The 11,108-nt window shown below is 71.4% G+C and carries 9 protein-coding genes; 6 read left to right on the forward strand and 3 right to left on the reverse strand.

Going from position 1 to position 11,108, the window contains the following annotated elements; all coding sequences use genetic code 11:
• Positions 1 to 25: 25 nt before the first annotated feature.
• The 3 genes from hypF to CRV15_RS27230 form a co-directional block, all read right to left on the reverse strand.
• Complete coding sequence (hypF, locus tag CRV15_RS27220) at positions 26 to 2,335, reverse strand: carbamoyltransferase HypF (protein ID WP_003959329.1); 2,310 nt, start codon at positions 2,333 to 2,335, stop codon at positions 26 to 28.
• Complete coding sequence (gene hypE / locus CRV15_RS27225) at positions 2,335 to 3,315, reverse strand: hydrogenase expression/formation protein HypE (RefSeq protein WP_003959328.1); 981 nt, start codon at positions 3,313 to 3,315, stop codon at positions 2,335 to 2,337. The genes hypF and hypE overlap by 1 nt, the downstream gene beginning before the upstream one ends.
• 78 nt (positions 3,316 to 3,393) lie before the next feature.
• The gene (locus tag CRV15_RS27230; protein WP_003958506.1) at positions 3,394 to 4,110 is read right to left on the reverse strand and encodes a DUF3865 domain-containing protein; all 717 of its coding nucleotides are present in this window, start codon (positions 4,108 to 4,110) and stop codon (positions 3,394 to 3,396) included.
• Between the two features lie 267 nt (positions 4,111 to 4,377).
• Here CRV15_RS27230 and CRV15_RS27235 point away from each other — a divergent pair, with 267 nt between their 5' ends.
• The 6 genes from CRV15_RS27235 (at position 4,378) to CRV15_RS27260 (ending at position 10,922) form a co-directional block, all read left to right on the forward strand.
• The gene (locus CRV15_RS27235) at positions 4,378 to 4,962 is read left to right on the forward strand and encodes a cysteine hydrolase family protein (RefSeq protein ID WP_003958505.1); all 585 of its coding nucleotides are present in this window, start codon (positions 4,378 to 4,380) and stop codon (positions 4,960 to 4,962) included.
• 32 nt (positions 4,963 to 4,994) lie between these two features.
• Positions 4,995 to 5,909, forward strand: coding sequence for an arginase family protein (locus CRV15_RS27240; RefSeq protein WP_003959326.1), 915 nt, complete (start codon positions 4,995 to 4,997; stop codon positions 5,907 to 5,909).
• Between the two features lie 46 nt (positions 5,910 to 5,955).
• Complete coding sequence (locus CRV15_RS27245; protein ID WP_003959325.1) at positions 5,956 to 7,263, forward strand: ATP-grasp domain-containing protein; 1,308 nt, start codon at positions 5,956 to 5,958, stop codon at positions 7,261 to 7,263.
• A gap of 55 nt (positions 7,264 to 7,318) precedes the next feature.
• Positions 7,319 to 8,638 (forward strand): MFS transporter, encoded by a 1,320-nt coding sequence (locus tag CRV15_RS27250; protein ID WP_003959323.1) that lies wholly within the window; start codon positions 7,319 to 7,321, stop codon positions 8,636 to 8,638.
• A gap of 185 nt (positions 8,639 to 8,823) precedes the next feature.
• Positions 8,824 to 9,831 carry a LacI family DNA-binding transcriptional regulator gene (locus CRV15_RS27255; RefSeq protein ID WP_003958501.1) on the forward strand — a complete coding sequence of 336 codons (1,008 nt, stop codon included), beginning with the start codon at positions 8,824 to 8,826 and terminating at the stop codon, positions 9,829 to 9,831.
• 536 nt (positions 9,832 to 10,367) lie between these two features.
• Positions 10,368 to 10,922, forward strand: a complete 555-nt coding sequence (locus tag CRV15_RS27260) for a sigma-70 family RNA polymerase sigma factor (RefSeq protein ID WP_003958500.1) — start codon at positions 10,368 to 10,370, stop codon at positions 10,920 to 10,922.
• Positions 10,923 to 11,108: the final 186 nt, after the last annotated feature.

Consider the following 11,108-nt stretch of genomic DNA (forward strand, 5'->3'; position numbering starts at 1 on the left):
GGGCTCCGTCATCGGCCGGCCGTCGTCATCCGCCGACCCGGGCCGCGGCGACCATGGCCTGTCCCACGGAGAGCCCGCCGTCATTGGTGGGGATACGGCTGTGGGTGTACACCCCGAGTCCGGCCCGGGTCAGCTCCTCCTCGACCCTGACCAGCAGATGCTGATTGAGGAACACACCGCCGCTGAGGACGGTGTCCGTCACCCCGCTGGAGTGCGACAGCCGCAGACAGACCTCCACCACCGCGCGCACCACACTCTCGTGGAACGTCCGGCTCACCCGCGCCGCGGAGCCGCCGGGGCCGGAGAGGTCCGACACCATCCCCTCCAGCCAGGGGCCGTGGTCGATGACGAGCCGGTCGTCCTCCTCCCGCAGCCGCACCGGCCAGGGCTCCACCGGGGTGTGGTCCCAGGCGATGAGCTGCTCCAGCTCGATGGCGGCCTGTCCCTCGTACCCCACCCGCCCGCACACGCCGAGCAGGGCGGAGCAGGCGTCGAACAGCCGTCCCATGCTGGAGGTCTCCGGCGCGTTCACCCCACGCGTGGCCATCTTCATCAGGACGCCGACCTCGAACGGGTCCCGCCGCCGCAGGAGGTCGAGCGGCAGGGTCGCGGCGTCGGCGCCGAAGTGCTGCGCCAGCAGGCCGATGGCGACCCGGTCGGGCTCCCGTACGGCCTTGTCGCCGCCCGGCAGCCGGAAGCGTGCCAGATGCGCCTTCCGCTCAAAGCCGCGGTAGTCGCCGATCAGGAACTCGCCTCCCCAGATGGTGCCGTCGGTGCCGTAGCCGGTGCCGTCGAAGACGACTCCTATCACGGGCCGGTCCAGTCCGTTGTCCGCCATGCAGGAGGCCATATGGGCATGGTGGTGCTGGACTCCCACCAGCCGCACGTCCTGGCAGGAGGCGGCGTAGCGGGTGCTGTGGAAGTCGGGATGCAGATCGTGGGCGACATACCGCGGCGTCACACCGAAGACGGAGCGCAGATGCGCGATCGTGTCGGCGAAGAACCGCTGGTTGCCGAGGGACTTGAGGTCGCCGATGTGCTGGCTGACATAGAGGTTGTCGCCGCTGCCGAGACACACGGTGTTCTTGAGTTCCGCGCCGAGCGCCAGGACGGGCGGCACCGGGAAGGGGGCCGGTACCGGGTCGGGGACATAGCCGCGGGCCCGCCGGACGAAGGTGACCTTCGGTTCGACCGTGCTGTGCACGACCCGGGCGATCGAGTCGTCCACCCGCATATGGATCTCGCGGTCGTGCACCAGGAAGGCGTCGGCCAGGCCCCGCAGTCCGCGCAGCGCCTCCTCCTCGGTACGGGCCATCGGCTCGTCCGGCGCGTTGGCGCTGGTCGCGATCAGGACCGGGCCGGCGGCGGCGAGGAGGAGATGCTGGAGGGGCGTGGCCGGCAGCATGAGCCCCAGCGTGGCGGAGCCCGGCGCGACACCGGGCGCGAGCGAGCTGTCCGGCCGGGCCCGGAGCAGCACGATCGGGCGTCCGGGGGACTCCAGGAGGCGCCGCTCCCGGTCGTCGAGCACGGTGTACTCCGCGGCGGTCGCGCTGTCCCGTACGAGCAGCGCGAACGGCTTGCTGCTGCGCTCCTTGCGCGCCCGCAGCTCGGCTGTCGCGGCGGGGCTGCGCGGATCGGCCATGAGCTGGTAGCCGCCGAGTGCCTTGACCGCCAGGATGTGCCCGTCCCGCAGCAGGCCGGCGGCGGTGGCCACGGGGTCGGCGGTACCGGCGTCGGAGCCGTCCGGCAGCAGCAGCCGGACCTGCGGGCCGCAGGACCAGCAGGCGGTGGGCTGGGCGTGGAAGCGCCGGTCCGCGGGGGACTCGTACTCGGCCCGGCACTCCGGGCACATGGCGAAGTCCGCCATGGTGGTCTTCGGGCGGTCGTAGGGGAGTCCGCGGATGATGCTGTACCGCGGTCCGCAGTCGGTGCAGTTGAGCAGGGGGTAGCGGTGGCGCCGGTCGGCCGGGTCGAAGAGTTCCCTGGCGCAGTCGGCGCACACATGGCTGTCCGGAGTGACCAGGGCTCCGGCCCCGCTCTCCGCTGTGCTGTGCCGGACGGTGAAGGAGGAGGTCCAGTCGCGCACCGGCTCCTCGGCGACCACGGCGCAGGTGTCGACGCGGGCCAGTCCGGGCAGCCGCTTCAGCAGCGCCTCGCCGAACAGGTCGGCCGCCTCCCGCGGTCCCTCGACGCAGATCGTGACGCCCCGGGCGTCGTTGCGCACCCAGCCACCCAGCAGATGCTGGGTGGCCAGGCGGTACACATGGGGCCGGAAGCCCACGCCCTGCACGAAGCCCGTCACCTCGACGGTTCTGCGGACGGCGTCGGACGTCATCAGCAGAGCCTCGGCAACTGGGCCCCGTACAGCAGCTCGACGGTGGAGACGCGGCCGTCCGCGCCGGTCATCCGGACGGTACCGGCCCCACCGGCGTCCGCACCGGCGACAACCTCCCCGACCACCGCGGCCCGCGCGCACTCCGGATGGGCGTGCAGGGCCTTGAGGGCGGCCTCCGTCTCCTCGGCCGCGACGACCAGACAGAGATTGCCCTCGTTGGCCAGGTACATCACGTCCACACCGAGCATGTCCGCCGCCATGGCCGTCTCCGGCCGGATCGGCAGAACCGATGCGTCCAGCTCGATGGCGACGGCCGACGCCTGGGCGAACTCGTTGACGACCGTGCCGAGTCCGCCGCGGGTGATGTCCCGGATGCAGCGCACCCCGTCCCCGCAGATGTCGAGGACGTCCGCGATGACATGGCTGAGCACCGCGCAGTCGCTGTGGACGCGCTGCTCGAACCCCAGCCCCTCGCGCAGCGAGAGGATATGGATGCTGTGGTCGCCGAGGAAGCCCGTGACGATGACCCGGTCACCGGCCCTCAGCGCCCGGCTGGAGAGGGTGAACGGACGCTCCAGCACCCCCACACCCGTGGTGTTGAGGAAGATCCCGTCCGCCTCCCCGCGCCGGACGACCTTGGTGTCACCGGCCACGATCTTCACCTCCGCGGCGATGGCGGCATCCCTGACGGAGCGCAGGACACGGCGGAGGTCCGCCAGCGCGAAACCCTCCTCCAGCACGACGGCCAGGGTGAGATAGAGCGGCCGGGCACCGCTCACCGCGAGGTCGTTGACCGTACCGGCGACGGCGATCTTGCCGATGTCGCCGTTGCCGAAGAAGACCGGGTCGACCACGAACGAGTCGGTCGTCATCGCGATGCGCGGGCCGGGAAGCTCCAGCAGCGCGCTGTCCTCCATCTCACCGATATAGGTGTCACCGAGTATCCCGGCGATGGTCCCGGAGATGAGCTCCTGGCTCATCCCGCCACCGGCTCCATGGTCAAGGACGACCTTGTCTGTCACGTGCCAACCTCTCCTGCTCGCGGCGTTGTGGTCTGGTCAGGCGGCGGTGCCCGCGGGCTCGGCGAGGGCCTTGCCGAGCAGGGCGTCCCACCAGACCTCCATGATCTGGATCGCGTCCAGACCGCCCTGGCGGACCACCTCCCGGTCGATCGCCTCGCCCTCGGTGAACGTGGCACCGGTCTGGTCGAGGTCCACGAACGCGGCCAGGCCGTCCTTGTGGCCCTGCTCCACCCCGTCCTCCAGGTGGATGTCGTGGAAGCGCTTGATCAGGCTGCCCTCGTAGGGGAAGCCCCGGCGGTCGGAGATCTCGCGGCAGATCTCGAAGAGGACCTCGTGTTCAAAGATGGCGGCCGTCTCCGTCGCGTACAGCGCGCCGAGCGCGCGCGACGGGTCCGGGGCACACAGCGCCTCGACCTCCGCCAGGAAGGCGGTGGTGGCCGGGAACTCCACCCGCTGGTCCATATCGGTACCGACATTCAGCATGCCCTGTTTGTACATCGGGGCGTGGCCGTCCTCCTCGTCCACGTTCCGCTGGAGCTCCACCGAGACGCCGGGCTCCGCGAGCGTCCTGGTGCACTCCACGGCGGCCTGGAGCAGACCGCAGTTCGCGAAGGAGAACTGGTAGTGCTCCATGACCAGCCACTCCAGCGACTCCGTGCTCGCGGTGGGCAGTTCCTTCAGGAGCTTGCTCTTCACCGCGCTGGTGAACGCGTCGTTCCGTTCGTCGATCTGCACCGAAAGACGCTCGGTCATGGCATACCTCTGCTTTCTCGCTGGCACGAAGGATGGAGCAGGGCGTCAACTGGCCCGTTCTCAGCGCCGGATGGGCCAGCCGACTCGGGTCGGGCTCCGGCGTCCAGGAGACTAGTTATACGCATGACAATCTGACAAGCACTCAAAGTCCCTTGTCTGCAAGGACTTTCAGGGGGAGACCCGTTGCAGTCCTTCATACGTATGACTAATGTCCTGGGCGTCGGGTGCCCCGCCCTGGCGCCCCCCGGACTTCACAACGGAAGTGACATGTCCCGATACGCGGTCCTGACCAACGACCTCCAGCGCGACCTGGTCGACAAGAACGAACAGCGCAAGGCCAACGTGGAACGGATGACTCCGGACTTTCTGCGCTTCCTCTCGGAGCTGCGGGAACTGGCGGTCCCGGTCATCCACCTCCAGCTCATCTATGACGAGGGCGACAAGAAGCTCGAACTCCACGACGGCCGCATCCCGGTGCTGAGAGGCACGCCCGGGGCGGAGCTGCTGCCGGAGTTCGTCCACCCCTCGGACGTCGTCATGGAGAAGAAGAAGGACAGCGGCTTCTTCGAGACAAAGCTCCACGAGTACCTGGAGGAGCACGCGATCGACACCCTGATCATCACCGGGATGCAGGCCCAGGTCTGCATCCAGACCACCGCCGCCGACGCGCACTTCCGCGGCTACAACGTGGTCGTCCCCTCCGACGGCGTCGTCTCGACGCGGGACGAGGACCGGGTCAGGGCGCTGGAGTGGCTCGCCTCGTACTGCGCGGTGGTGACCCCGATGGCCGATGTGGTCGCCCGTGTCCGGGACGGGGCCGGGTTCGACTTCTCCGTCCAGGCACTGCCGTAGCCGGGCCGGGACCACAGGGGAGAGGAACCTCAGTGCAGGAGCTGACGGAGCCGGGCGCCCGGGCCTGGAACGGCCTCGCCGTTCCGCGCGGCGCGGCGGAACAGCCGGACGTGGTCGTCATCGGGGTGCCCTTCGAGGGCGGCGCGGGCGGCGCGGGCGGCGCCTCGCTGGGCCCCGGCCGGGTGCGCGAGCTGTCGAACCGGCTGAAGACGACCGACCGGCGCGGCCGGGACGCCTCCCGGCTGCGCCTGCTCGACCGGGGGGACGTGGAGACCTGGCGCTTCGACCTGCCCCGGACGATCGACCATGTCCGGGAGGTCTACCGGTCGGTGTTCGACGAGGTCACCGCACCCGTGCTGACCTTCGGCGGCGACCACTCGCTCACCTACCCGATCGTCTGCTCCGCCGCCCGGGGCCGGGATCTGGGGCTGGTCTGGTTCGACGCCCACCCGGATGTCCTCGACGGCTACCAGGGCTCCACCATCTCCCACGGCTCCCCGCTGCGGCGGATCGTCGAGGAGGGTGCCGTCGCCCCGGAGAACGTGCTGCTCGTCGGCACCCGCGCCTATGACGCGGGCGAGGTCGACTTCATCCGCGCGAACGGCATCAACGAGGTGCCCGCGGCGGCCTTCACGGACGACCCGGCCGGGGCCCGGCAGAGGTATCTGCGGCAGCTCGCGGAGATCTCCGGGCGCGTCGGCGCGTTCTATGTCACGGTCGACATCGATGTCCTGGACGCCTCCTGCGTCCCCGGCACCGGCACCCCGGTGGCGGGCGGGATCGGCAGCGGCGAGCTGCTGGGTCTGCTGGAGGGGCTTCCGGAGCCCGTACTCGCCTATGACATCGTGGAGTTCGCACCGAGCCATGACGTCGGCGGCATGACCGGGCACGCCGTCATGGCGATCACCACCGCCTTCCTGGCCCGTATCGCCGCCGCACGCGACTGACCCGCGGCAGCCGTACGGGCCGCACGACCCTCTCAAGGAGATCACCATGGCTCCCTCCGGTGCGGCCGGGCCGCCCGCCTTCATCCTCTTCACGGACCTCCCGAAGGCCGGGGCCTATCTGGAGGCCATCGCCGCGCGCGGGCTGCGGAGCCTGGTCGTCACCGGGCCGCCCCAGTGGCCGCTGGAGGAGGTCGCGGTCTCCTATGTCGGCAGGCCGGGGCACCCCTTCGAGGCGGTGGAGCGGCTGGAGTTCCTCGCGGCCGGCGACCTCGCCGGGATTCTCCGCCAGGTCGTCGCGTGGGCCGCCGAGTACGACATCAGAGGAGTCTTCGCCTCGTCCGAGACCTTCGTGGAGCCCGGCTGGCAGACCGCCGACCTCCTCGGGCTCCCCGGTGTCGGGCCCCGGGCCGCGCGCGTCTGCCGGAACAAGCACCTCCAGCGGCTTTATCTGGCCGAGTGGAGCCCCGTCTCGGTGCTCTCCAGCGGCTCCCGCGAGACGGTCCTGACGGCCCTCGCCGACCGCTACCCCCTCATCTCCAAGCCGCTCGACCTCTATTGCAGCATCGGGGTCCGGGTGATCAGGGACCAGGAGGCCCTGGCGGCGCACCTCGACGAGGTGGCGCCGGAATCGCCGGTCCTCCTGGAACAGCGGGTGTCCGGACGCGAGTTCAGCGTGGAGACCATCGTCGCGGACGGTGTCCCGGTCTTCTCCGGGGTCACCCAGAAGTCGACCAACGAGGAGGAGGGGGACTTCTTCGTCGAGATGGGTCACACCCTGCCCGCCTGCAACCTCACCGAGGACGAGGCCGGGCGGCTGAAGGAGGCCCAGGCGGCGGTGCTGGCCCGGCTCGGCTTCGGCACGGGCATGGCCCACGGCGAGTACCGCGTCCTCGCGGACGGCCGGATCGCGCTGATGGAGATCGCGGCCCGCCCGCCGGGCGACGGGATACTCCACCTCTACGAACTGGCCACCGGCGCCTCGATCGAGGCATCCGTGGTGGACGCGGCGCTCGGCCTGCCCGTGCGGCACCCGGAACCCCGCCGCTGGGCCCGGCAGATCTACTTCGACCACGCCCCGGGGAAGCTGGACGGCGTCGCCGTCGACGGCCACGCCGGGGTGGACCCCTTCTGGGTGGTGGACCACGGCCTGTGGCCCGCGGTCGAGCCCGCCGGTCCCGAGGCGCCGCCCGGCCTGAGGAAGGTCCTCGTGCTCAAGGCGCGCGGCGCCGGACTGGGGCCGCTGTCCGACTCCTTCGGCCGGGCCGTCACCGCGCTGTTCGACGCCCCCGACCCCCGGCGGCTGGAGCAGTACGACGCGACGGTCCGTGAAGCCGTCCGTATCACCGTCAGTTAGCACACCCGTCGGCGCGAGCCGTCCGACGCGGCCGGAGCAGGGAGAAGACGCACCCGTGGGACAAGGGCCCAGCACGACGCAGGGCGAGGAGAGCGCCACCCCACCGCCGAGGGCCGGGTGGGCGCTGCTCCGGCGCGCACTGAGACGTTTCCCGAAGTCCCGGGCGGGCCGGGTCTTCGTCCTCATCGCGTTCGTGGACGCCTTCGGCCGGGGCTTCTTCCTCGCCGGTTCGACGCTCTTCTACACCCAGGTGATCGGGCTCAGCACCGCGCAGGTCGGCCTCGGGCTCTCGATCGCCGGGCTCTTCGGGGTCGCCTGCGCCATCCCGACCGGATGGCTGGCGGACCGGTTCGGCGACGGCCCGGTCCTGATCGCGCTCCAGCTCTGGCGCGCCGCGGCCTTCCTCGTCTACCCCTTCGTGGACGACTTCCGGATGTTCCTGGTGGTCGCCTGCTTCGTCGGCGCGGTGGAGCAGGCCGTCGGGCCGATCATCCAGTCGGTGGCCGGAGCGACGGCCGAGGAGGGCTCGCGCGTCGGCGCCATGGCCCTCATCGCGGTGGCGCGGAATTCCGCCTACGCGCTTTCCGCCGTGATTGCCACGGTGGTCATCACCATGGCCGACTCCCGTACCTATGTCGGCTTCGTCCTGGCCAACGCGGCGGCGTTCCTGGTGACCGCCGCACTGCTGACCCGGCTCAGGCTCCCGCGCCGGGGGACGGGCGGGGACGGGCGGTCCGGGCCCCGGGGCGCCAAGCTGCTGCCGTTCAAGAACGCGCGGTTCCTGCTGCTCTCGCTGGCCAATGGAATTCTCTATCTGCATGTCCCGATCCTGTCGGTGGCGTTCCCGCTCTGGATCGTCACCCACACCGAGGCGCCGCGCGGCCTGGTCGGCGCCGCCCTGGTGGTGAACACCGTGCTCGCGGTCTCGCTCCAGGTGCGGCTCAGCAAGGGCGGCGACGACATGGCGCACGCCGGTCGCAAACAGCGGGCCGCGGGACTGGCGCTGGCCCTTTTCTGCGCCCTGACGGCGGTGACCGGACCGGCGGACGCGCTGACGGCCGGAGCGCTGCTCCTGCTCGCCGCCGTACCGCTCACCCTGGGTGAACTGTGGCAGTCGGCCGGTGGCTGGGGCATCTCCTACGGTCTCGCCCCCGAGGAGCAGCGCACGTACTACCTGAGCGTCTATCAACTGGGGGCCACGGGCATGACGGTGGCGGGCCCGGCGCTGCTCACCATCGCCGTCGTCGACACGGGTGCCACCGGCTGGCTCGCCCTCGGTGCCGTGTTCGCCGTCACCGGCCTGGTGGTGCCGCTGCTGGCGCGGGCGGTCGGGTCCCAGGACCCGGTTCCGGCGGGGTCCGGGCCGGGCGACTGACCCCGGCCGCGACACCTGTGATGCTCCGTCAGGTCCCGTGCGAAATGGCCGGTGATACGGGGGAGGCGATTTCCGTCCGGCCGGTACGGTACACAGATGGATGGCCGTGAAATGCAGAGAACCAGAATGGCGCCGCGGGCGAAGGAGAGGGAAAGCACAAAGGATTTCGGGCGACAGGCGGATACATGAATGGAAACGATCAGCTTCGCACCATAACGTCCAATGATGTAGCGCGCGTGGCAGATGTGTCCCAATCAACGGTTTCGCTGGTCCTCAACGGCAAATGGCAGGGCAGGATTCGCGAGGAGACCGCGCGGCGTGTGATGGCGACCGCCCACGATCTGGGGTACCGGATCAACCAGTCCGCCCGGAGTCTGCGGCTCGGGAGTACGGGCACGGTGCTCCTGGTCGTCCCGACCCTGGTCAACCCGGCCTTCGCCGCCGTCCACGCGGGCGCGGCCCGTGTCGGCGCGCAGAACGGCCTGGGTGTCGTGGTCTTCCCCCTCAGCGCGGAGGACGGCTTCGGCCCGTTCCCCGCGCCCCGGCAGGCGCTCGACGGAGTCATCGCCTGCTCGCTGTCGGCGGAGGTCGTCTCCGGTCTGCGGGGCGGGCTCCCGCTGGTCGTCCTGGACGACGCCCCCACCCCCGGCACCCCGGCCGTCACCATGGACACCGGCGGCGGGATGGCGAAGGCGCTGGCCCATCTGACCGAGCTGGGGCACCGGCGCATCATGCATCTGCGGGCCCGGCGCCGCGCCTGGACCCTCGCCCGGCGGGCGGAGGTGTTCGACCAGTGCACCCTCAGCCATCCGCAGGTGAGAGCGGATCATCTGGTGTGCTCCTTCCTCCCGGCCGAGGTCCGGGAACGGATGGTCGAGGTGCTGTCAGCCTCCCCCCGCCCGACGGCTGTCATCTGCGACGACGACAACATGGCCATGGGGGTCTACGCCGCCGCCAGGGCGCTGGATCTGAGCATCGGCGAGGATCTCTCCGTCGTCGGCTTCAACGATCTGCCCGTGGCGGCCCTGTCCTCGCCGCCCCTCACCACCGTCCGGCTGCCCCTCGGGGAACTGGGCTCCCGCGGGATGCGGGCCCTGCTCGACCTGCGCAACGGAACGGTGAACGAGCCGGTCTCGCTCCTGACCGAACTCATCGTGCGCTCCTCCGTCGGCCGGGTGTCCGAGGACATCTGAGCGCTGTCCCGCGCTCCCCTCCGGGGCCTGTCCGGCGCCCGGGGGGAGCCGCGCGGGGCGCCGGGCCGCAGCGGTCGCGGCCGTGCGCCCCTCCAGCGCGGCACCATGGCCCGCTCGGCCCGAAGGCGCCGTCCGGCAGACAGCCGCGGTGCCGCTCGGCCGCTCGCCGAACCGTCGGGCACCGGCGCGGACCGCCGCCGGGAGCACCCCGTACACCCCCCGTCCCAGCAGTGCGTTCACCCCGCGCGGGCAGGTTTCGACGGCCGGGCTCCCCCAGGGGCCCCGGCTCCGCGCGGCGCTCGCTGCGGTTGTGACACGTACGGCGGGGCCGGACGGTTCACCGCCGACCGCTCGACCACTCATCCGTGCGCTGAGCGGTCGCTCAGTACCGTTCGACCGCTGACCGACGGGGCCCGTCAACTCCGCCACCCGGCGGATATTCCGTACCCGGCCCCGGCCGCAGGCTTGCCGGACCCAGTAAAGCGACCGGCAACTGACCGGCCGTACAGTCCGAACGCCAGACGAGGAGCGCAGCCGTGACCGCACCGGCCCCCGGCAAGGCCGCACCCCACGCCCCCGCCCGCGCCACCGAGGAAGAGCTGGCCCAGCTCCAGCGCGAGCACGGCCGGGCCGTGTTCGGCTTTCTGCTGGGACTGACCTACGGCGACACCCAGCGCGCCGAGGACCTGTTGCAGGAGACGATGATCCGGGCCTGGCGCCACCCCGAGGCCCTGCACACCCGGCACGAGTCGATGCGTCCCTGGCTCTTCACCGTGGCGCGCCGGCTCGCCATCGACGCCCGCCGCGCCCGGCTCTCCCGCGCCCGGGAGGCGGTGCACGGCACCGAGAACACCCTCATCCCCGCGGACGACCCGATCGAGCCCTCCATCCAGGCGCTCGACATACGCGCCGCGCTGGCCCGGCTCACCGACGACCACCGCGCCGTGCTCCAGCAGGTCTACTTCCGCGGACTCTCCGTCAACGAGGCCGCCGCCGCCCTCGGTATCCCGCCCGGGACGGTGAAGTCCCGTACCTACTACGCGCTGCGCTCGCTCCGCGGGGTCCTCAGGGCGTACGGCACACTCGACTGAGCCCGGCCACGGAACGGCGTTTTCCGGGCGACGCGGCCGCACACCGCGACCACCCGCTGAACCCCGGCACCCACCGGCACGTTGTCGACTGCACAGTGAGGGGAACCGGCGCCGCGGCGGCACAGCACACCACTGCTCCGCCGCCGTACGGCCGCCCCCGTCCGACACCGCCGCGGTGAGGAGCGC

Origin of the sequence: Streptomyces clavuligerus (assembly GCF_005519465.1) — a bacterium.
Classification (GTDB): domain Bacteria; phylum Actinomycetota; class Actinomycetes; order Streptomycetales; family Streptomycetaceae; genus Streptomyces; species Streptomyces clavuligerus.